This window comes from Bradyrhizobium sp. UFLA05-125 (genome assembly GCF_059803515.1).
In genome coordinates, this window is record NZ_JBANBJ010000035.1 from 48937 (window position 1) to 71268 (window position 22332).

The 22332-nt window shown below is 64.3% G+C and carries 22 protein-coding genes; 16 read left to right on the top strand and 6 right to left on the bottom strand.

Translation table 11 applies throughout. The annotated features are described in order from the left end of the window. Positions 1 to 57: 57 nt before the first annotated feature. Entirely contained in the window at positions 58 to 294 is a 237-nt protein-coding gene (locus SO156_RS26515) for a hypothetical protein (protein WP_458147879.1), read from the bottom strand. Here SO156_RS26515 and ppdK point away from each other — a divergent pair. The 4 genes from ppdK to SO156_RS26535 all read left to right on the top strand — a co-directional run bounded on the left by ppdK (position 203) and on the right by SO156_RS26535 (position 4734). Continuing rightward, positions 203 to 3064 (top strand): pyruvate, phosphate dikinase, encoded by a 2862-nt coding sequence (gene ppdK / locus SO156_RS26520; protein WP_498536820.1) that lies wholly within the window; start codon positions 203 to 205, stop codon positions 3062 to 3064. The genes SO156_RS26515 and ppdK overlap by 92 nt on opposite strands. A 106-nt stretch (positions 3065 to 3170) precedes the next feature. Beyond that, positions 3171 to 3794 (top strand): flavin reductase family protein, encoded by a 624-nt coding sequence (locus tag SO156_RS26525; RefSeq protein WP_498536799.1) that lies wholly within the window; start codon positions 3171 to 3173, stop codon positions 3792 to 3794. Positions 3795 to 3921: 127 nt separating this feature from the next. Beyond that, positions 3922 to 4332, top strand: a complete 411-nt coding sequence (locus tag SO156_RS26530; protein WP_458147839.1) for an acyl-CoA thioesterase — start codon at positions 3922 to 3924, stop codon at positions 4330 to 4332. A gap of 210 nt (positions 4333 to 4542) precedes the next feature. After that, positions 4543 to 4734 (top strand): hypothetical protein, encoded by a 192-nt coding sequence (locus SO156_RS26535; protein ID WP_449380506.1) that lies wholly within the window; start codon positions 4543 to 4545, stop codon positions 4732 to 4734. 53 nt (positions 4735 to 4787) lie between these two features. Here SO156_RS26535 and SO156_RS26540 read toward each other — a convergent pair whose 3' ends face one another. Next, positions 4788 to 5237, bottom strand: a complete 450-nt coding sequence (locus SO156_RS26540) for a nuclear transport factor 2 family protein (protein ID WP_498536800.1) — start codon at positions 5235 to 5237, stop codon at positions 4788 to 4790. 152 nt (positions 5238 to 5389) lie between these two features. On the opposite strand from SO156_RS26540, the gene SO156_RS26545 reads away from it, so the two are divergent. The 9 genes from SO156_RS26545 (at position 5390) to SO156_RS26585 (ending at position 15013) form a co-directional block, all read left to right on the top strand. After that, the gene (locus tag SO156_RS26545) at positions 5390 to 6064 is read left to right on the top strand and encodes an HAD family hydrolase (RefSeq protein WP_498536801.1); all 675 of its coding nucleotides are present in this window, start codon (positions 5390 to 5392) and stop codon (positions 6062 to 6064) included. Positions 6065 to 6167: 103 nt separating this feature from the next. Beyond that, positions 6168 to 7016 (top strand): DeoR/GlpR family DNA-binding transcription regulator, encoded by an 849-nt coding sequence (locus tag SO156_RS26550; protein WP_458147836.1) that lies wholly within the window; start codon positions 6168 to 6170, stop codon positions 7014 to 7016. Positions 7017 to 7239: 223 nt separating this feature from the next. After that, complete coding sequence (glpD, locus tag SO156_RS26555; protein WP_458147835.1) at positions 7240 to 8790, top strand: glycerol-3-phosphate dehydrogenase; 1551 nt, start codon at positions 7240 to 7242, stop codon at positions 8788 to 8790. Next, a complete protein-coding gene (locus SO156_RS26560; RefSeq protein ID WP_498536802.1) occupies positions 8787 to 9926 on the top strand; it encodes an ABC transporter ATP-binding protein in 1140 nt (379 codons plus the stop codon). The genes glpD and SO156_RS26560 overlap by 4 nt, the downstream gene beginning before the upstream one ends. Positions 9927 to 9938: 12 nt before the next feature. Beyond that, the gene (locus SO156_RS26565; RefSeq protein WP_498536803.1) at positions 9939 to 11024 is read left to right on the top strand and encodes an ABC transporter ATP-binding protein; all 1086 of its coding nucleotides are present in this window, start codon (positions 9939 to 9941) and stop codon (positions 11022 to 11024) included. Then, positions 11024 to 11998, top strand: coding sequence for a carbohydrate ABC transporter permease (locus SO156_RS26570; RefSeq protein WP_458147832.1), 975 nt, complete (start codon positions 11024 to 11026; stop codon positions 11996 to 11998). Before SO156_RS26565 ends, SO156_RS26570 begins: the two co-directional genes overlap by 1 nt. Continuing rightward, positions 11998 to 12804 carry a carbohydrate ABC transporter permease gene (locus SO156_RS26575; protein WP_458147831.1) on the top strand — a complete coding sequence of 269 codons (807 nt, stop codon included), beginning with the start codon at positions 11998 to 12000 and terminating at the stop codon, positions 12802 to 12804. The genes SO156_RS26570 and SO156_RS26575 overlap by 1 nt, the downstream gene beginning before the upstream one ends. A 10-nt stretch (positions 12805 to 12814) precedes the next feature. Next, complete coding sequence (locus tag SO156_RS26580; RefSeq protein WP_458147830.1) at positions 12815 to 13144, top strand: DUF2160 domain-containing protein; 330 nt, start codon at positions 12815 to 12817, stop codon at positions 13142 to 13144. 72 nt (positions 13145 to 13216) lie between these two features. Beyond that, a complete protein-coding gene (locus SO156_RS26585) occupies positions 13217 to 15013 on the top strand; it encodes an ABC transporter substrate-binding protein (RefSeq protein WP_458147829.1) in 1797 nt (598 codons plus the stop codon). 181 nt (positions 15014 to 15194) lie between these two features. Here SO156_RS26585 and SO156_RS26590 read toward each other — a convergent pair whose 3' ends face one another. Next, positions 15195 to 16565: a FecR family protein gene (locus tag SO156_RS26590; protein WP_498536804.1), complete on the bottom strand. Its 1371-nt coding sequence runs from the start codon at positions 16563 to 16565 to the stop codon at positions 15195 to 15197. A gap of 192 nt (positions 16566 to 16757) precedes the next feature. Then, positions 16758 to 17546, bottom strand: a complete 789-nt coding sequence (locus tag SO156_RS26595) for a DUF2147 domain-containing protein (protein WP_498536805.1) — start codon at positions 17544 to 17546, stop codon at positions 16758 to 16760. A gap of 256 nt (positions 17547 to 17802) precedes the next feature. Between SO156_RS26595 and SO156_RS26600 the strand changes: the two genes are divergently transcribed. Next, positions 17803 to 18138 (top strand): hypothetical protein, encoded by a 336-nt coding sequence (locus tag SO156_RS26600; RefSeq protein ID WP_498536806.1) that lies wholly within the window; start codon positions 17803 to 17805, stop codon positions 18136 to 18138. Between the two features lie 350 nt (positions 18139 to 18488). Further along, positions 18489 to 19709, top strand: a complete 1221-nt coding sequence (locus tag SO156_RS26605) for an extensin-like domain-containing protein (protein ID WP_498536807.1) — start codon at positions 18489 to 18491, stop codon at positions 19707 to 19709. 28 nt (positions 19710 to 19737) lie between these two features. Here the strand turns inward: SO156_RS26605 and SO156_RS26610 are convergent, their stop codons facing one another. Together SO156_RS26610 and SO156_RS26615 are read right to left on the bottom strand one after the other, a co-directional pair. Then, a complete protein-coding gene (locus tag SO156_RS26610; RefSeq protein WP_498536808.1) occupies positions 19738 to 20088 on the bottom strand; it encodes a DUF6665 family protein in 351 nt (116 codons plus the stop codon). Between the two features lie 79 nt (positions 20089 to 20167). Further along, a complete protein-coding gene (locus SO156_RS26615; RefSeq protein ID WP_498536809.1) occupies positions 20168 to 20803 on the bottom strand; it encodes a TetR/AcrR family transcriptional regulator in 636 nt (211 codons plus the stop codon). 194 nt (positions 20804 to 20997) lie between these two features. Here SO156_RS26615 and SO156_RS26620 point away from each other — a divergent pair, with 194 nt between their 5' ends. Then, positions 20998 to 22323 carry an HlyD family secretion protein gene (locus SO156_RS26620; protein WP_498536810.1) on the top strand — a complete coding sequence of 442 codons (1326 nt, stop codon included), beginning with the start codon at positions 20998 to 21000 and terminating at the stop codon, positions 22321 to 22323. Positions 22324 to 22332: the final 9 nt, after the last annotated feature.

The following is a 22332-nucleotide window of genomic DNA, read 5'->3' on the forward strand; positions in this document are numbered from 1 at the left end:
GTAAAGTGTGTGCAGCGGTTTTCCTCGCGACAAAGGCGGAACGCGTTCGCGCGGAGATCATGCCCAAACCATAACGTCGTTCATTTTCCGGAACTGTTCGACTTGCGCGAGCCCGCCCAAAGTGGTGTAAGGCCCGCGATTTCCCATCCCTCTCGCAGGTTGTGTGCAAGCCATGGCCAAAGCCGCCTCGAAGCCTAAGAAAATACCAGCGAAATCAAAGCCCTCCGCAAAGGCGAAAGCCACGCCGGCGGCCCGCAAGGCGCTGCCGAAAAACGCCGTGAAGAGCCCGGCCAAGGCTGCTCCGAAGCCCGTCGCCAAGCCGGCGGCCAAGGCAGTGAGCAAGCCTGCGAACAAGGCGGCTGCGAAGCCGGCACCCGCAGCCAAGGCGGGCAAGTGGGTCTACACCTTTGGTGACGGCAAGGCAGAGGGCAAATCCGAGATGCGCGACCTGCTCGGCGGCAAGGGCGCGAACCTTGCCGAGATGGCCAATCTCGGCCTGCCCGTGCCTCCGGGCTTCACCATCCCGACCTCGGTCTGCACCTATTTCTACGCGCACGAGAAGAGCTACCCGAAGGAATTGAAGGCGCAGGTCGAGAAGGCGCTCGACTATGTCGGCAAGCTGACCGGCAAGGCGTTCGGCGATGCCAAGAACCCGCTGCTCGTCTCGGTGCGCTCCGGCGCGCGCGCCTCGATGCCGGGCATGATGGACACCGTGCTCAATCTCGGCCTCAACGACGAGACCGTGGAAGCGCTGTCGGAGCTGTCGGGCGACCGCCGCTTTGCCTATGACAGCTATCGCCGCTTCATCACCATGTATTCCGACGTGGTGCTCGGCTTCGAACACCACCACTTCGAGGAAATCCTCGATACCTTCAAGGACAGCCAGGGCTACGCGCTCGACACCGACCTCACTGCCGAGGACTGGGTCGACCTGGTCGGCAAGTACAAGGATGCGGTGGCGCACGAGACCGGCAAGGAGTTTCCGCAGGATCCGCACGACCAGCTCTGGGGTGCGATCGGCGCCGTGTTCTCATCCTGGATGAACGCGCGCGCGGTGACCTACCGCAAGCTGCACGACATTCCTGAATCCTGGGGCACTGCGGTCAACGTGCAGGCCATGGTGTTCGGCAACATGGGCGAGACGTCGGCGACCGGCGTCGCCTTCACCCGCAACCCCTCGACCGGCGAGAGCAAGCTCTACGGCGAATTCCTGATCAACGCGCAGGGCGAGGACGTGGTGGCCGGTATCCGCACGCCGCAGGACATCACCGAGGATGCTCGGAAAGAGTCCGGTTCCGACAAGCCGTCGATGGAAACGGCGATGCCGGAGGCGTTCAAGGAGCTGACGCGCATCTACACGCAGCTCGAGAAGCACTACCGCGACATGCAGGACATGGAGTTCACCGTCGAGCGCGGCAAGCTCTGGATGCTGCAGACCCGCGGCGGCAAGCGCACAGCGAAGGCGGCGCTGCGTATCGCGGTCGAGCTCGCCAATGAGGGTCTGATCTCGAAGAAGGAAGCGGTGACGCGCATCGATCCGGCTTCACTCGATCAACTGCTGCATCCGACCATCGATCCCGATGCCAAGCGCGACGTGATCGCGACAGGCCTGCCGGCTTCGCCCGGTGCTGCTTCGGGTGAGATCGTGTTTTCCTCCGATGAAGCCGCCAAGCTTCAGGCCGACGGACGCAAGGTCATCCTCGTCCGCATCGAGACCAGCCCTGAAGACATCCACGGCATGCACGCGGCCGAGGGCATCCTCACCACCCGCGGCGGCATGACCTCGCACGCGGCGGTGGTCGCGCGCGGCATGGGCAAGCCTTGCGTCTCCGGCTGCGGCACCATCCGTGTCGATTACGGCCGCGGCACCATGAGCATCGGCTCGCGCACCTTCAAGACCGGCGACGTCATCACCATCGACGGCTCGCTCGGCCAGGTGCTCGCCGGCCGCATGCCAATGATCGAGCCGGAGCTGTCCGGCGAGTTCGGTACGCTGATGAACTGGGCTGACCAGGTCCGCAAGATCGGCGTGCGCGTCAACGCCGATACGCCGGAGGATGCGCGCACCGCGCTGAAGTTCGGCGCGCAGGGCATTGGTCTATGCCGCACCGAGCACATGTTCTTCGAGGAGACGCGCATCCGCACGGTGCGTGAGATGATCCTCTCCGAGGACGAGCAGTCGCGCCGCGCTGCGCTCGCAAAGCTCCTGCCTATGCAGCGCGCCGACTTCGTCGAGCTGTTCGAGATCATGAAGGGCTTGCCCGTCACGATCCGGCTGCTCGATCCGCCGCTGCACGAGTTCCTGCCGCACACCCACGCCGAGGTCGAGGAGGTGGCGCGCGCGATGAACACCGATCCACGCCGCCTGGCTGACCGCGCGCGCGAGCTCTCGGAGTTCAACCCGATGCTCGGGTTCCGCGGCTGTCGCATCGCGATCGCATATCCCGAGATCGCCGAGATGCAGGCGCGCGCGATCTTCGAGGCCGCGGTCGAGGCGCAGCGGCGCACCGGCAAGGCCGTTGGCCTGGAGGTGATGGTGCCGCTGATCGCGACCAAGGCCGAGCTCGACCTCGTCAAGGCGCGCATCGATGCCACCGCTCAGGCGGTGATGCGCGACACCAACACCAAGCTCGCCTATCAGGTCGGCACCATGATCGAGTTGCCGCGCGCCTGCCTGCTCGCGGCCGAGATCGCGCAGTCGGCCGAGTTCTTCTCCTTCGGCACCAACGATCTGACGCAGACCACCTACGGCATCAGCCGCGACGACGCTGCGAGCTTCCTCGGTCCGTACGTGACCAAGGGAATCCTCTCGATCGATCCCTTCATCGCGCTCGATCAGGAAGGCGTCGGCGAACTCGTCAAGATCGGCGTCGCGCGCGGCCGCAAGACGCGCGCTTCGCTCAAGGTCGGCATCTGCGGCGAGCACGGCGGCGATCCCGCCTCGGTGGCGTTCTGTCACGCGATCGGCCTCGACTACGTCTCCTGCTCGCCCTATCGCGTGCCGATCGCACGCCTTGCGGCAGCCCAGGCTGCGCTCGGCAAGGCGATATCAAGCCAGGCGTGAAGCGAGACTGAAAAGGACAACGAAAGAGGCGGGGTCAGTGCTCCGCCTCTTTCATTTTGATCTACGCGCGATCCAAGCCGTCATTGCGATCAGGGGAAAGAGCAACATGACCGAGAAAGACCTGCACTTCTACGAGCCCGCCAAGGGCCATGGCCTCAAGCATGATCCCTTCAACGCCATCATCGCGCCGCGGCCGATCGGCTGGATCTCCTCCCGTGACACGAACGGGCACGTCAATCTCGCGCCCTACAGCTTCTTCAACGCCTTCTGCTACACCCCGCCGATCATCGGCTTCTCCTCCACCAACTGGAAGGACACCGTCGGCAATATCGAAGCGACAAAAGAGTTCGTCTGGAATCTCGCCACCATGGACCTGGCGAAGCAGATGAACGCGACCGCCGCCCACGTCGCCCCCGAGGTTGACGAATTCGAGATCGCGGGGCTCACCGCCGTGCCCGGCAGGCTCGTCAACGTGCCGCGCGTCGGCGAGAGCCCGGTCGCCTTCGAATGCAGAGTGTCCGACATCGTGCGCCTCAAGGGCGCCGACGGCCGGCAGGCCGATGCCTGGCTGACGCTCGGCGAAGTCGTCGCCGTCCACATCGACAAGGCCTTCATCAAGGACGGCGTCTACCAGACGGCTGCGCCACGTCCGATCGTCCGCGCGGGACGGCGCGGCGACTATTTCGAGATCAAGCCGGAAAACATGTTCGAGATGATCAGGCCGGATTGATCTCGTCTCTCTCTCGTCGATGCGCGGCCCGGATGGAGCGCAGCCAAATCCGCGTAATTCTTGCACGGCTCCCCGGATTGCGCTTCGCTCCATCCGGGCTACGAAAACATCCTCAATCGAGAGACGCATGACCGAACAGACCAATATCGAACCGCGTGGTGATCTCTGCATCCGTACCCTCGCGATGCCCGCCGACACCAACGCCAACGGCGACATCTTCGGCGGCTGGCTGCTCAGCCAGATGGACGTCGGCGGCGGCGTGTTCGCCTCGAAGGTCGCGAAGTCGCGCACCGTGACGGTCGCGATCGAGGCGATGAATTTTCGTAAAGCGGTCTATGTCGGAGATCTTGTGTCGGTCTACGCCAATCTCGTGCGCGTGGGGCGCACTTCGCTCACCGTGCATCTCGAAGCCTGGGCGCTGCGTCGCGGCGAACAGCATCCGTTCCTCGTCACCGACGGCAATTTCACGTATGTGTCGATCGACGAGCACGGCCGCCCGCAGACCGTCAGCCGCACCGAACCGCCGATCGCGACGTAAGCGCGCAGGGCCCAACGGCTGTGTTGCCTTAACGCATGTGGTGATCGTGCGCCGCGGATGTCGCGGCTTCGCCAAGAACAAGTCATAAAACGGATGAGGTCGCAGCGTACTCCATTGCGTGTCGATTCGGGGTGGAAACGGTACGCAACGCCCATAGGAACCTTTGGGTAGGAGCACCGTTATTTGCCCGCACTCGAGGAATCACGGGCAATGCCGGACAGCTACATCATCGAAGTCAATTCGCAGACCGCAGGTATCGTCGTACGCAACCCGGAAGGATACCGCTTCTTCGCTTCCTCCCACCGCTTCAACCGCCTCGAAGGCCAGATCTTCCGCAACGCTCGCGAAGCGGAACGTGCCGCGCGGCGGTTGGCAAACGGAGATTTGAAGGAAGCGGCGTGAGGAGTTCGCACAATGCTTCCCTTCTTCCCTTGTAAGGGGAGAGGGGAAGTACATCATAGTTTCGTCGCGGCGCGCGACAGCAGCCTCCAGTCGTCGCCCTGCTTCTGCCAGTTCATCAGGATGTGAAGGTTGGTCGGCACTTTTTTCCCATCCGCCGCCATCTCCTGTTCGGCGATCCAGTGGAAGCGCACGATAGCGGCGGGGCCAACGACCTTGATGGTCGGATCCTTGTACTCAATCGACAGGAATTTCGATTTTCCATCCGTGGCGTTGGCGATGAAAGTCGCCTTGTCCTCGACCTTGCCGCTGGAATGGCTGTAACTGAGATCGTCCCAGCAGAGCGCGCCGAGTGCCTTGGGATCCGCCGCAATCTGGGCAAGACGAAAGGCCTCGACCTTTTTCGCCACCGCTTCCTCATCCGCCGAGCCAGCAAGCACGGGAGCCGCGCCGACTGCCGTCAGTACAAAGGCCGCGGCGGCCAGTTCGCGCCGATTGATGGTCATCGTTTCCTCCTTTTTGCTCTTTCCGCAAGTGTTACAGCCGCGCGGTATTTTGTCGAGCGCCATCCTCCGCCGCGCCTTTCGGCGCGTCCCCGCAATGACGAACGAGTATTTCTCCGCTATTGGTGCGTTGCGACTTGAGAGGAATCACCGGAATGTCAGAGGCCATGGGCCAGGCGCTGTTGTTCGACATCGACGGCACGCTCGCCGATACCGACGCGCTGCATCGCGAGGCGTTCAATCAGATCTTCGGCCCGCGCGGTCACGTGTTCGACCACGCCAGGTTTTCGAAGGAGTTGCAGGGCTTCTCCAATGTGTCGATCGGCGAGCGATTCTTGGCCGACGAGCTGCCAGAGCGGCGCGCGGCGATCCTCGACGAGAAAGAGCAGATCTTCCGCACGCTGGTGGCCGGGCAGATCAAGCCGGTGCCGGGCCTGATGGCGCTGCTCGACAAGGCGGACGCGAGGGGTATTCCCATGGTCGCCGTCACCAACGCGCCGCGGCTGAATGCGGAGATGCTGCTGTCGGGGCTCGGCATCATGGATCGCTTCAAGGCGATCGTGATCGGCGACGAACTGCCGCACGGCAAGCCGCATCCGCTGCCTTATCTGGAAGGGTTGCGCTTCGCCGCCGCTGCCGCCCATGCCTCGATCGCGTTCGAGGATTCTCGCTCCGGAATTCAATCGGCCGCCGCCGCGGGCATACCGACGATCGGCATGCGGACGTCGCTCAGTCACGACGATCTGGTCGCTGCCGGCGCCGTCGCCTCGGCCAGCACTTACGATGATGATGCCCTGATGAAGCTGGTCGCGGCCGCCATGAAGTGGTGAGGGCAGGGCGCCGACGCGCTGTTCGTTAACTTTACCGTGCTCTCTCGTTGACCTAGGCGTCGAACCGCCGCACCATGCAAAACTCTGATGTGAGGTTGCCGCCGTGACCGGATTGACCCATCGCCAGGCCGAAATCCTCAACATCGCCCGCGCCTCGGGCCGTGTGATGGTCGAGGAACTTGCGCGCCGTTTCGAGGTTTCGGCGCAGACCATCCGAAAAGATCTCAACGATCTCTGCGAGCGCCGCTCTCTGACCCGGATCCACGGCGGCGCCATCATCGCCTCAGGCGTCGAAAACCTCGCCTACGAGGCGCGCCGCTTCGTCGCCGCCGATGAGAAGAAGGCGATCGGGGCTGCGGCCGCCTCTCTCATCCCGAACGGCTGCTCGCTCTTCATCAACATCGGCACTACGACGGAAGAGGTCGCAAGCGCGCTGACCTCGCATGAGGACCTGCTCGTCATCACCAACAATCTCAACGTCGCGATGCTGCTCTATCGCCATCCCCGCATCGAGGTGGTGGTCGCCGGTGGCACCGTGCGGCGCGCCGACGGTGCGGTGGTCGGCTCGACCGCGACGCAGCTGATCGGCCAGTTCAAGGTCGACTACGCCATCATCGGTGCGTCTGCGATCGATGAAGAAGGCGCGCTGCTCGACTTCGACTATCGCGAGGTGCAGGTGGCACAGGCGATCATTGCGAATGCGCGCAGCGTCATGCTGGTTGCCGATTCCACAAAGCTTCGCCGCAGCGCGCCGGTGCGCATCGCTCATATCAGCCAGATCCAGACCTTCGTCACCGACCAGGAATTGCCCGAGCGCCTCGCTACGATCTGCCACAGCAAGGGCATCGAGGTGGTCGAGGCGATGCCGAAAGGCTCGCCCGACGACGACGTCGCGACGGAACCTGCACAGGATTCCGCGCCGGAGGCGGCGCCGGTGGTGCGGTTGAGGTAGTCACTCATTCCCAGCCCACATTTCCGCGTGCTCTATGTGAACTTCACAACGGGAGAGGGCGGCAGGACTGCCCACTCTTTCATCCAATTGCGCAGCAAAAGTCCCCCAATTGCCCACGAAAAAAGTTCCATTTTCGCTTTCTTTCGCCTTGCTTTCGTTTTCGGTTCTGATCTAATCGAAAGCGAAAGCAAAATCGCCCAAGCGAATGGGCGATCGCCGGGGGATGCGTCTGTTGGAGCGTATTTTCGACCTCGCCATTATTGGAGGCGGTGTTAACGGTTGCGGCATCGCTCGCGATGCGGTTGGCCGGGGCAACACGGTTTTCCTGTGCGAAATGAACGACCTGGCGAGCGGGACGTCGTCCTGGTCGACCAAGCTCGTGCATGGCGGCCTGCGCTATCTCGAATATTACGAATTCCGCCTGGTCCGCGAAGCGCTGATCGAGCGCGAGATCCTCTGGGGCGTGGCGCCCCACATCATCCGCCCCCTGCGTTTCGTTTTGCCGCACCACGCCGGCCTGCGCCCGGCCTGGCTCTTGCGGCTCGGTCTCTTTCTCTACGACCATATCGGCGGCCGCCATCTGTTGCCGGCGACGCGTTCGGTCGATCTGACCAAGGATGAAGTCGGTCGTCCGCTGATCCCGAACCGCTATTCACGCGCTTTCGAATATTCCGACTGTTTCGTCGACGACGCCCGCCTCGTCGTGCTCAACGCGCGCGATGCCGCCGACAAGGGTGCGGAGATCCGCACCCGCACCCGTGCCACCGAAATCCGCCAGTCCGACGGCGTCTGGACCGTCAGCATGGTCGACGCCATCACCGGCGCACGCTCGATGATCCGCGCCCGCGCACTGGTCAATGCCGGCGGTCCCTGGGTCGAGGATGTGCTCGGCCGTGGCGCCGGCGTGAACGCGAAGGCAAAAGTCCGCCTGGTGCAGGGCTCGCACATCGTCGTGAAAAAGCTCTACGACCACGACCGCGCCTACATGTTCCAGAATGCGGACGGCCGCATCATCTTCGTCATTCCCTACCAGGACGACTTCACGCTGATCGGCACCACCGACCGCGACTACGACGGCGATCCCGCCAAGGTGAAGGCAACGGCCGAAGAGATCCAATATCTCTGCGCCGCCGCGAGCGAATATCTGGCCAAGCCGGTGAAGCCCGAGGACGTCGTCTGGACCTATTCCGGCGTGCGCCCGCTCTATGACGATGGCGCCAGCGAGGCCAAGGCCGCGACCCGCGACTACGTCTTCGAGCTCGACACGCCCGGCGGCGCTCCGCTGCTGTCGATCTATGGCGGCAAGATCACGACCTATCGCCGCCTTGCCGAGGAGGCACTCGAGCGTCTCGCTCCCTATTTGCGTAGCGCCAAGGCGCGCGAGGGCTGGACCGGCAAATGGCCGCTGCCCGGCGGCGACATGGACGTGTCGGCGGTCGACGCGCTGATCGCGGACCTGCAGCGCGGCTATCCCTTCCTCTCCGTCGAGCATGCCCGCCGCCTGGCGCGGGCCTATGGCACCCGCGCCATCAAGCTCCTGGGCGATGCCAGATCGGCGGCCGATCTTGGCCAGTCCTTCGGCGCGACGCTGACGGAACGCGAGGTTCGCTATCTCATGAACAACGAATGGGCGGTGACCGCCGAGGATATCGTCTGGCGGCGCTCCAAGCTTGGCCTGCGACTAAGTGCCGATCAGATCGCGGCACTTGACGACTGGATCGCCAGCCATGCCGTGCCGCAAAGTCCCCTGCTCGAAGCAGGAGGACGCTCATGACCGTCACACTGGATCACGTCAGCCGTTCTGTGGACGGTGTTCCGCATATCCGCGACGTCTCGCTGATGCTCGACGGCGGCACGCTCAACGTGCTGCTCGGGCCGACGCTGTCGGGCAAGACCTCGATCATGCGGCTGCTCGCAGGGCTCGACAAGCCGACTTCCGGCAGGGTGCTGGTCAACGGCAAGGATGTCACTGGCATCGATGTGCGCCAGCGCTCGGTTGCGATGGTCTACCAGCAGTTCATCAACTACCCCTCGCTCACGGTCTATGAGAACATTGCCTCGCCGCTTCGCGTGCAGGGCAAGCCGCGCGAGGAGATCGAGAAGCGAGTTGCGGAGGCCGCAAAGCTGCTGCGGCTCGAGCCGTTCCTGAAGCGCACGCCGCTCCAGCTCTCCGGCGGCCAGCAGCAGCGCACCGCGATCGCGCGCGCGCTTGTGAAGGGCGCCGATCTCGTGCTGCTCGACGAGCCGCTCGCCAATCTCGACTACAAGCTCCGCGAGGAGCTGCGCGCCGAGCTGCCGCGCATCTTCGAGGCCTCGGGCGCGATCTTCGTCTATGCGACGACGGAGCCCTCCGAAGCGCTGCTGCTCGGTGGCAACACCGTCTGCATGTGGGAGGGACGTGCGCTCCAGATGGGCGAGACCTCCAACGTCTACCGCCGCCCGCAAACGCTGCGCGTTGCCCAGGTATTTTCGGACCCGCCGCTCAATCTGGTCGGCATCGAGAAGAAGAATGGGCAGGTCGCATATGCCGGCGGCAGCTTGGCGCCGGCCTCCGGCCTCTATGCCGGACTTGCCGACGGACCGTATCGCGTTGGCTTTCGCGCCCATCAGCTCGGGCTCGCCAATGGCCAGACCGATCGCCACGCCTTCCACGCCACAGTGACGGTGACCGAGATCACCGGATCGGAGAGTTTCGTGCATCTGACCCGCGACGGATCGAACTGGGTTGCGGTGCTGCATGGCGTGCATGAGTTCGAGCCCGGCCAGACGCTCGACGCCGTGCTCGATCCGCAGGATGTCTTCGTGTTCGACGCGGCCGACCGCCTGGTCGCCGCGCCTGGTCCGATAGCGTTTTCAAGCGAAGTGCCTAGCGGTTCGCGTGAAGAAAACGCGTCAAAGAAGAACTCGTGAGGGAGGTGCGCCATGGCCCGCATTGACCTCGTCGATCTCGCGCACTCCTACGGCGGCAATGATGCTGCGCCCGAAAGCTTTGCGCTGAAGCCGGTGACCATGACCTGGCGGCAGGGCGGAGCCTATGCGCTGCTTGGGCCCTCGGGCTGCGGCAAGACCACGCTGCTCAACGTCATCTCCGGCATCATCACGCCCTCCCGTGGAAAAATCCTGTTCGACGGCAAGGACATCACACCGCTGTCAACCCAGAAGCGCAACATCGCCCAGGTGTTCCAGTTTCCGGTGATCTACGACACCATGACGGTGGGGGAGAACCTGGCGTTTCCGCTGAAGAACCGCGGCGTGCCGAAGGCCGATATCGACAAACGCGTGACCCAGATCGGCCGCCTGCTCGACCTCGAGCCCTATCTGAACCGCAAGGCGACGCGGCTCACGGCGGACGCCAAGCAGAAGATCTCGCTCGGCCGGGGCCTCGTGCGCAACGACGTCGCCGCCGTGCTGTTCGACGAGCCGCTGACGGTGATCGATCCCGAGCTGAAGTGGCAGCTGCGCTCGAAGCTGAAGGCGCTGCATCGCGAGCTCGACCTCACGATGATCTACGTCACGCACGACCAGACCGAGGCGCTGACCTTCGCCGACACGGTGGTTGTGATGCATGACGGCCGCGTGGTGCAGAGCGGCACGCCGGCCGAGCTGTTCGACAAGCCGGCGCACACCTTCGTCGGTTATTTCATCGGCTCGCCCGGCATGAACATCATGCCGGCGGAGGTGAAGGGTCGCGAAGCGCGGATCGACGGCCATGTCATCGCGCTCAACCGCAGCTACGACAACCTGCCCACGGGGGCCAAGATCGAGATCGGCGTGCGTCCGGAATTCGTCGACGTGGTCGCGCCGGCGCCGGGGCTGCTCACCTCGAAGATCGACCGGATCGATGATCTCGGCCGCATCCGTTTCGCCCGCGTGCGCGTCGGCGATGCCAAGCTCGCTGCCCGCGCGCCGGGCGGCTTCACCAGCTCCGACGGCTCCGCCGGGCTGAAATTCGATCCGTCCCATGTCCACGTCTATGCGGACAGCCTTCTGGTAGAGGGAGCCGTCTGATGGACAAGACCGTCAATCAAAAAGCCTGGTTCCTGGTTCTGCCGGTGTTCCTGGTCGTCGCCTTCTCTGCGGTGATCCCGCTGATGACGGTGGTGAACTATTCGATGCAGGACACCTTCGGCAACAACCAGTTCTTCTGGAACGGCGTCGGCTGGTTCAAGGAGCTGCTCGATCCCTCGACCGATCTCGGCGGTCGCTTCCTGGCCTCGCTCGGCCGCAACCTGTTCTTCTCGCTCGTCATCCTCGCCATCGAGGTGCCGCTCGGCATCGTCATCGCGCTGTCGATGCCGCGCGAGGGCTGGACGGTGGCCGCCTGCCTCGTGATCCTCGCGCTGCCGCTGTTGATTCCGTGGAACGTGGTCGGCACCATCTGGCAGATCTTCGGCCGGCCCGACATCGGCCTACTCGGCTATACGCTGAACAGCCTCGGCATCAACTACAACTACGTCGCGAACGAGATCGACGCCTGGGTCACCGTCATCGTGATGGATGTCTGGCACTGGACCAGCCTGGTCGCGCTGCTGTGCTACGCCGGCCTGAAGTCGATCCCCGACGCCTATTACCAGGCGGCGCAGATCGACGGCGCCTCGCGCTGGGCGGTGTTCACGGCGATCCAGCTGCCGAAGATGAATCGCGTGCTGCTGATCGCGGTGCTGCTGCGCTTCATGGACAGCTTCATGATCTACACCGAGCCGTTCGTCGTCACCGGCGGCGGTCCGGGTAATTCCACGACCTTCGTCTCGATCGAGCTCGTCAAGATCGCGCTCGGCCAGTTCGATCTCGGCAAGGCCGCGGCCCTGTCGCTGGTCTACAATCTGATCATCCTGATCGTCTGCTGGGTGTTCTACACCGTGATGACCAACGCCGGCGTCGAGCGCAAGACGCAGGCGGAGAAAGAGCCTGCGGCGGAGCTCAAGCCCGCCGGCGCGCTCCAGCCCGCGCATGCGCTTCAGCCCAAGGAAGGAGTGGCCTGATGCACTCGATCCCCGGCCGACGCGTCATCATGGTGGCGTTCCTGATCTTCCTGCTGTTGCCGATCTACTGGCTCGTCAACATGAGCTTCAAGACCAACGGCGAGATCGTCTCGACGATGACGCTATGGCCGCACGCGCCGACGCTGCAGCACTACAAGCGCATCTTTACCGACGAGAGCTGGTATTCCGGCTACATCAATTCGCTCGAATACGTCGTCCTCAACACCCTGATCTCGATCACGGTGGCGCTGCCGGCAGCCTACGCCTTCTCGCGCTACCGCTTCCTCGGCGACAAGCACCTGTTCTTCTGGCTGCTGTCGAACCGCATGGCGCCGGCCGCGGTCTATGCGCTGCCCTTCTTCAACCTCTATTCGGCGATCGGGCTGTTCGATACGCCCTGGGCGGTTGCGCTCGCGCACTGCATCTTCAACGTGCCGCTGGCGGTATGGATCCTCGAAGGCTTCGTGTCCGGCGTGCCGCGCGAGATCGACGAGACGGCGTTCCTCGACGGCTATTCCTTCCCGCGCTTCTTCGTGAAGATCCTGATCCCGCTGATCGCAAGCGGCATCGGCGTCGCTGCGTTCTTCTGCTTCATGTTCTCCTGGGTCGAGCTCCTGCTCGCGCGCACGTTGACCTCGGTGCAGGCCAAGCCGATTGCGGCGATCATGACGCGCACGGTGTCCGCGGCCGGCATGGATTGGGGGCTGCTCGCAGCCGCCGGCGTGCTCACCATCATTCCGGGCGCGCTCGTGATCTGGTTCGTCCGCAACTATATCGCGCGCGGTTTCGCGCTCGGCCGCGTGTAAGGAGGCGACCATGGAATCGATCGCATGGATGGCCTGGACGATACCGACCGCGATCTTCTTCGGCGCACTCGCCTGCACGCTCGCAGTGATGACGTATCTCGCCGCGGTCTATCCCGAGGCGGAGCGCGTCGGCGTTCTGCGCATTCCGACCACGCGTGGCGACCGCCTGTTCATCTCGCTGATCACGGCGGCCATCATCCACCTCGCGTGGATCGGCCTCGTCGGCACCGACACGATCGCAACGCTGCCGGTCGGGGAGGAGGGATTTGAGCTCTCGAGCCTGTGGCTCGCATCAGGAATTTCGCTTGTCACGGCCGCGCTCATATTCCGCACGGTCTGAAGCTCGCGAAGAAGACCAGATCCGGGGTCAACCCGGGCCTGTTAGAGTTTGTCGCTGCAACGGAGGAACAACATGCGACAGTTTAGGAGAAGGAAAGGTCCATTGACCAAGATCAGCTTTCTGACGGTATCTAGTGCCGCAGCTATCATTGCGGCTGCATTCACGACCTCGGCGCCGGTTCGCGCCGCTGACGACGCCACGATCGAGAAGTGGATCGCGGAATTCCAGCCCTCGACCCTGTCGAAGGACGACCAGAAGAAGGAGCTCGAGTGGTTCGCCAAGGCCGCCGAACCCTTCAAGGGCATGGAGATCAACGTCGTCTCGGAAACGATCGCGACTCACGAATACGAGTCGCAGACGCTCGCCAAGGCGTTCACTGAACTCACCGGCATCAAGCTCAAGCACGACATCATTCAGGAAGGTGACGTCGTCGAGAAGCTGCAGACCCAGATGCAGTCCGGCAAGAACGTGTACGACGGCTGGATCAACGACTCCGACCTGATCGGCACCCACTTCCGCTACGGCCAGACCATCGTGCTGTCGGACTACATGACGGGCGAGGGCAAGGACGTCACCGACCCGATGCTCGACGTCAACGACTTCATCGGCAAGTCCTTCGGTACGGCGCCGGACGGCAAGCTCTATCAGCTGCCCGACCAGCAGTTCGCGAACCTCTACTGGTTCCGCTACGACTGGTTCACCAACCCGGACTACAAGGCCAAGTTCAAGGCCAAGTATGGCTACGAGCTCGGCGTGCCCGTGAACTGGTCGGCCTATGAAGACATCGCCGAGTTCTTCACCAACGACATCAAGGAGATCAACGGCGTCAAGGTCTACGGCCATATGGACTATGGCAAGAAGGACCCCTCGCTCGGATGGCGTTTCACCGACGCCTGGCTCTCGATGGCCGGCAACGGTGACAAGGGCATTCCGAACGGTCTGCCGGTCGACGAATGGGGCATCCGCATGGAAGGCTGCCGTCCGGTCGGCTCGAGCGTCGATCGCGGTGGTGACACCAACGGTCCGGCCTCGGTCTACGCCATCACCAAGTATCTCGAATGGCTGAAGAAGTATGCGCCGCCGCAGGCGCAGGGCATGACCTTCTCTGAGTCAGGTCCAGTGCCGGCGCAGGGCAACATCGCCCAGCAGATCTTCTGGTACACCGCCTTCACCGCCGACATGGTGAAGCCGGGCATCGCCGTGATGAACGCGGACGGTACGCCGAAGTGGCGTATGGCTCCGTCGCCGCACGGCGCGTACTGGAAGGACGGCATGAAGCTCGGCTATCAGGACGCGGGTTCGCTCACGCTTCTGAAGTCGACCCCGGCTGACCGTCGCAAGGCGGCCTGGCTCTATCTCCAGTTCATCGTCTCCAAGTCGGTGTCCCTGAAGAAGAGCCATGTCGGTCTCACCTTCATCCGTGAATCCGACATCTGGGACAAGTCGTTCACTGAGCGTGCGCCGAAGCTCGGCGGCCTGATCGAGTTCTACCGTTCGCCCGCCCGCGTGCAGTGGACCCCGACCGGCAACAACGTGCCTGACTATCCGAAGCTCGCGCAGCTCTGGTGGCAGAACATCGGCGATGCGTCGTCGGGTGCCAAGACGGCGCAAGCCGCGATGGACTCGCTCGCCGCCGCGCAGGACTCCGTCATGGAACGCATCGAGAAGTCGGGCGTGCAGGGTGCCTGCGGTCCGAAGCTCCACAAGAAGGAGTCGGCCGAGTTCTGGTTCGCGAAGGCCGAGAAGGACGGCACCATCGCGCCCCAGCGCAAGCTTGCGAACGAGAAGCCGAAGGGCGAAACGATCGACTACGACACGCTGATCAAGTCGTGGCCGGCCACTCCGCCCAAGCGCGCGGAAGTGAAGTAAGCCTCGGGCATCACGTCATCCAAAACGAAAGGCCGGGAGCGATCCCGGCCTTTTTCTTTTCGGCGCGTCACTACGCTCGCGATGCGAAGTGAGGGGCATTGCCTCCCCAAAGTCGTGCTGGCGAAAGTCTGGACCCATTGCTCCGACTGCCTGTGTGACATGACGCTCGGATCACCCGCCTCTATCGCCGCTCCTTTTTCTCCTTCGGTGGCGGTGCGGGCTTGCGTGGCGCTGGCCGTTGCAGGCCAGGAAGCCGCTGCTGCAATCCGCCTTGGTGCTGCACGCCGCCTTGCGGCGGCTGGACGGCGGGCGGGCTGGATTGACCCTGCTGGCCGGCCCGCGGTGTCTGCTGCTGAGGCGTCGCGCCTGCCGGAGCTTGCCCGCTGTGCGGCGCTTGCGGATTGATCGCCCCGCCTGGCGGCGTCTGTCCCGTGCGCGGCGCACCCTGCTGCTGGCCTTGTCCGGTGCGCGGCGTGCCCGGCTGACCCGCGCCGCCTTGTCCTTGGCGCTGCGGCTGCTGCTTGCCCTGACGGTTCGGCGCACCCGGCTGCTGCTGGCCTGGACGGTTGTTCTGTCCGGGCTGGCCACCCGGCCGCTGCGGCTGCGGTCCAGGCTGACCGTTCGGCCGCGGCTGTTGCTGCGGTTGAGCCGGCTGGACCGGCCGCGGAATGCGCGGGGTCGCGCCCGGATTGGCCCTTCGGAATTCGCGCTGCTCGGTCACGATCTGCCGGCCGGTGGTCTGGGCCTGATGCACCTGGCTCACGAAGACGCGGTCGCGTGCGACCTGTTGCGGGGCAATCGTGATCGGCACCGCGGCAAAGCGCGCACCACCGGTGCCGGGGCGGATCGCAAAGCCCGACGCGCCTTGCGTCAGCGCGCCGAGCCGCGCGCCGCTTGTGCGGTCGTTGACGTCGATGTGGCCGACCCTGCCGTCAGCGTCGGGATAGAGCTTGATGTTGACGTTGTTGGCCGCAGCCGTCGCAGCACTTGCGTTGGCCGGCACGTCGATGACGCCGGTGGTGCCGCGGATGCCGAGCGTCGCGGTCGGCGTCGTGATCTTCATGTCGCCGGTCTTGGCGACCGCTGCGGCAACGAAGGCAACCGTGCCCTTGCCGATGTCGAAGATCGCGGAATTCTGCTTGCCGCCGTCCTCGTAGACGTAGTTGTCGATCGTGATCTTGGCGCTGGCCGACAGATTGAACGTGGTGGAATCGTTGAAGGCGATGCTGAGCGAGGAGTTCGAGGCGGTCTGCACGACGTCGTTGAGATAGATGTCGTCGCGCACCCTCAGCGGATAAGAATTCTTGTCGCGGATCACCGTGGCGATTCCCGTCACGGTCGCGACGTTGCCGATCGGCTCTTCAGGCGCGGCGGTTTGCGTGTCAGTCGCTGGTGTCGCGGGTGCCTGCGAGGGAGACGGTGTCGGCGTCACCTGCGGCGCCGGCTGCACCTGCGCGAGCAGGGTCGCATCGGATGCGCATGCGTCCGTCGCGCCAGCCAGCGACAAGACCAGCAGCGGAAGCGCGAGCACGCAGCGGCGCCAAGCCAGCATCAAAGCCACAGTGAGGTCCCGGTGAAGACACGAGGCGAGATCAGCCGATTTCAGCCTGAGACGGCTGAATAGCGGATGAACATCAGTCGCACGGGCGTTGCCAACGTTCAAACGCCACGTCCCGGATTTCGGGACGTGGCGCCATCATAAGAACAAGAAGGCTTGGCAGCGGCGTCGATGACGCCTTCGTCGTCAGATCACGCGCTTCCAGGTCTGGCCGCCGCAGAATATGCCGCCGAAGGCACAGCCCTGCACGTGGAGCAGGTTCGGGCCCTTCATCGCAATCGTGGAGTCATAGTTGCGGCCCGAGTCGGGATCGTGAATGCGGCCGCTCCACCTGGCGCCGTCGGGCTGCATGTTGATCAAGATCTTCTCGTTGGTCTTCTCGGCATAGCCGCAGAGGTTGGCGCCGCATTGCTCGACGCGCACATTGCCCTTGTCCTCCTCGGTCGCCCACAGGCCGAGCGGCGTGGTCGGAGCGGGCGCAGCCGCAACCGGGGCCGGAGCGGGCGCGGTCACGACCGGTGCGGCAACGGGAGCCGGCGGTGCAATGGGCGCGGCCTGTTGCGTGACGTTGGCGTTGACGGCCGCATTGGTGGTTGGTGAGGCAGCGGTCGTGGACGGCGCAGGCGGCACAGCCACGACTGGCGCGGCAGGCGCGGTCGCCTGCACCTGTGGCTGCGGCGCAGGTTGCCGTGCGGAGGGTGCCGGAGCCGGCGGGGCCGTTGTTGTCGTGCCCGACGACGTTGTGTCGTCATCGTCCTTGGAGCCAAAACCGCTGAGGTTGATGTTATTCAGCCTGATCGGCTTGCCCGACAGGCCGGGCACCACGATGGAGACACAGTCCAGCGAGGCGCAGTTGCTCGGAGCCTGGATGTGGATGCTCTGCCCGTCGATCTCGAAGGAGATCGCATTGCCGGCATGGGCAATGGCGGTCGAAGCGAGGAAGAGCGCGGTAGCGGCGACAGAAAGCCTGGTCATGGCAGCCTCTTGAATGAAGTGTGGAAACGGTGTGGCCGGATGTCGGTTATCGACTGAGCATGGTTCGATCCTACGCGGAGCCCACGCGGCTTCCGTGACTGATGTCACAACGGCTGGTCCCGCTCGCGTGAGTTGCGTCACAATTCGGCGCGAGAACGCGTTCCCGCTTCTGTCCAATTTGTAATCGCTGTTCGTCGAACCGCTCTCGCCTTTGCTGGCGACCGATCACTGAAGATCGCTGCAAGGGAGAGCCAACATGTCCCGCCTCATTCTCGTCGCCGCACTGCTGGTTTGCAGCGTCATTGCGGCGCATGCTGACAACGACATCTATCGCAACGCGCTGAAGCGGCAGCGCGGTCCTGATGAGCTGCAAGTGGACGGTGCATTCTGTGACGCGCAGTTCGGCAGGCCGCAGAACGGCACGCTGACCTCGCGCGAGTACAAGCGCTGCATGCTGTCGCGCGGCTGGCGCTTCAGCCATACCGTTCGACAGAGGGACGACCGTTATCCCGACCCCGACAATCCCGGCATGATGTGCCGCGATTTCAAGATCGGCGGCGTCACGGGATCGGAGTGCTCGAATTACGACTAAGCTGTGCCGTGTCTGGCTCGGCGCGCCATGACCACGCATGCGAGATCGCGCGAGGCGGCCCCGCCTGCCGTCGTCGATGTCTGGAAACTAGATCACGCCGAGCACAATGGCTCCGACAAAGGCTATTGCGAGGTACGCAGTCACAACGCTCAGTCTGCCGACGAACGTCATAAGGGAGCTCCTCTGTTCGCGCGTCTTTGCGCGCAACTGAGAACATTAACAGCGAGTCTGTCAGCGAAAAAGCCAGCCTTGCTGTCGCTCGCCCGCCGCGCGCGCCGGCTCGCATGGTTAAAGAAACGTAAAATCAAAGCGTTGAAGAGTCTTTAAGTAAATTCACCGAACCTGTGCGCATGACGCGCGGAGTTCGTTTGTATCTCGTCGGCTCCATCGTCCTTGTTTCGCTTGCGGGTTGCGGACGCGGCTTCTTCCAGGCCGAGCGCGAACCGTGGCGGGCCGAGGCGGAAGCCGCCTGCCTGAAGTCAGGCGCGGTGAAAGAGAGCGCCGAGATCGTCCGGATCGAACCAATCTCCGGCCCCGGCGCCTGCGGTGCCGAATTTCCGCTGAAAGTGGCCGCCATCGGCGAAGCCTCCGGCACCTTTGGTTTTGCCGATGAGGAACTGCGCCCGCCGGCGAGCATTGGCAACCAGCCGCGCTGGCCGGGAACTCAGCCCAGCTATCCGCAAGGCCAGAACTATCCGAACCAATCCTATCCGAACGCCTCGACCTATCCGCAGGGCCAAAACCAGCCGTCCGGCTATGGTGGAGCCTCAGGCCCGATCTCGCTCAGCGCGCCCGGCGTCGCACCGCCGCAGGAGGACGAGATCGACCTGCCGCCGGAGGGCACCGATGCGGCGGGAGCGGCGCGCTACATGAACGCGCCGAGCTATCCGGCGCGGCCGAATTACTCGTCGCAGTCGCAGCCATCTTATTCGCAGCGCCCCGAGCAGCAGCCCCTGCCGCGGCTTGGTCCAGCGCAGGGCAGTCCCGTCGGCACCGTCGGCCCGGTCGCGGTGAAGCCGACCGCGACGCTGGCCTGTCCGATCGTCTCAGAACTCGACCGCTGGTTCGCCGACACCGTGCAGCCGTCGGCGATGCGCTGGTTCGGCCAGCGCGTGGTCGAGATCAAGCAGATCTCCGCCTATTCCTGCCGCGGCATGAACGGCAATCCGCATGCCCATATCTCGGAGCACGCCTTCGGCAACGCGCTCGACATCGCAGCCTTCACGCTCGGCGATGGCCGCCGTATCTCGGTGAAGGACGGCTGGCGCGGCTTGCCGGAGGAGCAGGGTTTTCTGCGCGACGTGCAGTCGGGCGCGTGCGCGCATTTCACGACCGTGCTCGCGCCGGGCTCCAACGTCTATCACTACGATCACATCCACGTCGACTTGATGCGTCGCGCCAGCCGCCGCCTGATCTGCCAGCCGGCCGCCGTCTCCGGAGAAGAGGTCGCCGCGCGCGCGCAAGCGCGTAATCCCTACGCCAACTCCCGCGATCCCTACGTGACCGGCTCGCTCGGTCGGAAGGGCAAGCGCGAGAAGGTCAATGAGGAAGACGAGTTCGAGGACGAGTAGGGCGCTCGTACGCGTGTGATCGTTGAACTTACTTTGCGGCCCGCATCGATGGTGCCGGAACCAGCCCCATGCAGCGCTGCACCTCACCCGGCACGTTGTAGTCGCGCATGACGGGACGGCTGTCGCGTATGCCGCAAGCCTCCCGCTGCACCACGAACATCCAGAGCGCGTGGCCCGCCTCCATCACCAGGGCGCGCCGCGCCTGTTGCGTCGATGTCGGCGTGTCCAAAGGCGGATGGGCCGCATCGAAGTCCCGCAAGCGGGCGAGGGCTTGTTCCAGCGCTCGCCCCATCCGCCCGAACGCAGAGGCCTGCTCCTGGACGATCTCATAGTTGAGAACATCGACCGGCGTGCGGTGAAGGCGAAGGTCAGGGGGCATGGCTTATGTATAGCGTCAGGGGGGACGCTAGCAACGTCGTGGTTAGAGAAACGCCCTGCGCTACGGCGGTGGCACTAGCTCACTTCGCCCGGTAAGCCGCCAAAAACATCCGCGTCGCGCTGTCAACCACGGCCGTGATGCGCTCCTCCGTCGGGGCCGGCGCGGCCTGGAAGATGAAGGGGAGGAACAGCGAGGCCTTGCACACCTCCATGAACTGGGAGGCGGCGAGGTCGCAATCGTCGATGGCGAGATCGCCCGGCGCAACATGCGCCTTCAGATAGTCGGCGAGCCGGTTGACGGTCTTGTCCAGCACGCACGCGTAATAGCGGCGGCCGAGCTCGGGCATGCGCTCGGCGATCGCCATCACGGTGCGGATCGCCGATCCCCCGCCGGGCCGGCAGAGCAAATGGATATAGGCCTTGCCGAACTCCTTCAGCGTGGTCTCGGCATCGCGCGAGGGGTCGAAGTTGAACACGACCTGGCCGTGCTGGAGCGCTTCCTCCTCGAGGATGGCTCCGAACAGCGCGCATTTGTCGGCGAAGTAGACGTAGAGTGTGCCCTTGGAGACGGCAGCTGCGCGCGCGATCTCGCCCATGCTGGCGCCGTCGAATCCGAGGTCCATGAACACCTTGCGGGCGCCGTCGAGGATCTGGCGGCGCTTGGAGCTGTCCTCCTCTGAGACGATAGTGACAGTGTCGCGAACGGCTGCAACCATTGATTCAGGGTTCCCTGAGGTTTTTGGCGCCGGAACCCCAAAGAAACTGAAAGAAAGGATTCCGGCCACTAGGGTCCGATGGGGCTATAATCTATATTGACCGAACGGTTCGGTCAATGATATTTATCAATTGGCGAAGGCAAGGGGGCCGCGTCGTGGCCCGCCCGATCGCGTGTTTTTGTGGGGAGGCCTTCATGGCCGTATCGAGAGACCAGGCCGCTCGCGTCCTTCGCCAGGATTCCCTGGAGCAGGCGCCAGCTCGGGGCGAAGCTGCGAGCGACGATCCGGCGGCACTGGCCGAGCAGCTGCGGACCGTGGCCGAAGAGGGCAAGCGCCGCACGGCCGACACACCGGAGAAGCCGGCAATCGAGAAGCCCGCCCCGAGCATGCCGGCAACCGGCGCGCCTGCGCCGAGCGCTGCCCCGCCGAAATCCGGCAAACGCAAATTCATTCTGATGGGCGTCGGCCTTCTGCTTGCGCTCGCGGCCGCGAGCTATGCCGGCTACTACACGCTGGTTGGCCGCTTCTACGTCTCGACCGACGACGCCTATGTGCGCGCCAACAACACCATGCTGGGTGCGCGCGTTGCTGGCCACATCTCCTCGATCCTGCCCGGCGACAACGCGCTGGTGCATGCCGGCGATGTCGTCTTCCGCATCGACGACGGCGACTACAAGATCGCAGTCGACGCCGCCGCGACCCGGATCGCAACCCAGCAGGCCACCATCGATCGCATCGGCCGCCAGGTCGCAGCGCTCGAGAGCCAGGTCGTGCAGGCCAAGGCGCAGCTCGTTTCCGCCGAAGCGGGCCTCAAGCGCGCAGACCTCGACTATGAGCGCCAGCAGGCGCTGAGCAGCAAGGGCTTTGCCTCGCGCGCCACGTTCGAAACCTCGGAAGCCGGACGCGATCAGGGCGCCGCCGCGGTCAAGGCCGCGCAGGCCGCTTACGACGTCGCAGTCAGCAATGTCGACGTCGCCAAGGCACAGCAGGCCGAAGCGCAGGCGCAGCTTGCTGAGTTGAAGACCACGCTCGCGAAAGCCGAGCGCGACCTCAACTTCACCTCGGTGCGCGCGCCGGTCGACGGCACCTTCTCCAACCGCCTCGTCAACACCGGCGACTTCGTCGCGGTCGGCCAGCGGCTCGGCAACATCGTGCCGCTCGACGAGGTCTATATCGACGCTAATTTCAAGGAAACCCAGCTCAAGCGCATCCGTCCCGGCCAGCCGGTGACGATCAAGGTCGATGCCTACGGCTTCCGCAAGTTCTCCGGCATCGTCGACAGCATCTCGCCGGCCGCGGGCTCGGTGTTCACGCTGCTGCCGCCCGACAACGCCACGGGCAATTTCACCAAGATCGTGCAGCGCCTGCCGGTCCGCATCCGCGTGCCGAAATCGGTCGCGCGCCAGAACCTGCTCCGCGCCGGCATGTCGGTCTACGCGACGGTCGACACCAACAAGGGCGCGGCCGACGCCGACAGCGAAATCGATCTCGACGATCCCACGATGATCCATCCGCAGTAAGCGAACAGC

What these genes read in the sequence shown, in the direction of transcription:
- SO156_RS26560 (WP_498536802.1), top strand. Translation starts at nt 8,787, where the DNA reads ATGACCGTCACACTGGATCACGTCAGCCGTTCTGTGGACGGTGTTCCG.
- SO156_RS26545 (WP_498536801.1), top strand. Translation starts at nt 5,390, where the DNA reads ATGTCAGAGGCCATGGGCCAGGCGCTGTTGTTCGACATCGACGGCACG.
- SO156_RS26535 (WP_449380506.1), top strand. Translation starts at nt 4,543, where the DNA reads ATGCCGGACAGCTACATCATCGAAGTCAATTCGCAGACCGCAGGTATC.
- SO156_RS26585 (WP_458147829.1), top strand. Translation starts at nt 13,217, where the DNA reads ATGCGACAGTTTAGGAGAAGGAAAGGTCCATTGACCAAGATCAGCTTT.
- SO156_RS26580 (WP_458147830.1), top strand. Translation starts at nt 12,815, where the DNA reads ATGGAATCGATCGCATGGATGGCCTGGACGATACCGACCGCGATCTTC.
- glpD (WP_458147835.1), top strand. Translation starts at nt 7,240, where the DNA reads ATGCGTCTGTTGGAGCGTATTTTCGACCTCGCCATTATTGGAGGCGGT.
- SO156_RS26570 (WP_458147832.1), top strand. Translation starts at nt 11,024, where the DNA reads ATGGACAAGACCGTCAATCAAAAAGCCTGGTTCCTGGTTCTGCCGGTG.
- SO156_RS26605 (WP_498536807.1), top strand. Translation starts at nt 18,489, where the DNA reads ATGACGCGCGGAGTTCGTTTGTATCTCGTCGGCTCCATCGTCCTTGTT.
- SO156_RS26575 (WP_458147831.1), top strand. Translation starts at nt 11,998, where the DNA reads ATGCACTCGATCCCCGGCCGACGCGTCATCATGGTGGCGTTCCTGATC.
- SO156_RS26600 (WP_498536806.1), top strand. Translation starts at nt 17,803, where the DNA reads ATGTCCCGCCTCATTCTCGTCGCCGCACTGCTGGTTTGCAGCGTCATT.
- SO156_RS26620 (WP_498536810.1), top strand. Translation starts at nt 20,998, where the DNA reads ATGGCCGTATCGAGAGACCAGGCCGCTCGCGTCCTTCGCCAGGATTCC.
- SO156_RS26540 (WP_498536800.1), bottom strand. Translation starts at nt 5,237, where the DNA reads ATGACCATCAATCGGCGCGAACTGGCCGCCGCGGCCTTTGTACTGACG.
- SO156_RS26610 (WP_498536808.1), bottom strand. Translation starts at nt 20,088, where the DNA reads ATGCCCCCTGACCTTCGCCTTCACCGCACGCCGGTCGATGTTCTCAAC.
- SO156_RS26590 (WP_498536804.1), bottom strand. Translation starts at nt 16,565, where the DNA reads ATGCTGGCTTGGCGCCGCTGCGTGCTCGCGCTTCCGCTGCTGGTCTTG.
- SO156_RS26595 (WP_498536805.1), bottom strand. Translation starts at nt 17,546, where the DNA reads ATGACCAGGCTTTCTGTCGCCGCTACCGCGCTCTTCCTCGCTTCGACC.
- SO156_RS26530 (WP_458147839.1), top strand. Translation starts at nt 3,922, where the DNA reads ATGACCGAACAGACCAATATCGAACCGCGTGGTGATCTCTGCATCCGT.
- SO156_RS26565 (WP_498536803.1), top strand. Translation starts at nt 9,939, where the DNA reads ATGGCCCGCATTGACCTCGTCGATCTCGCGCACTCCTACGGCGGCAAT.
- SO156_RS26615 (WP_498536809.1), bottom strand. Translation starts at nt 20,803, where the DNA reads ATGGTTGCAGCCGTTCGCGACACTGTCACTATCGTCTCAGAGGAGGAC.
- SO156_RS26525 (WP_498536799.1), top strand. Translation starts at nt 3,171, where the DNA reads ATGACCGAGAAAGACCTGCACTTCTACGAGCCCGCCAAGGGCCATGGC.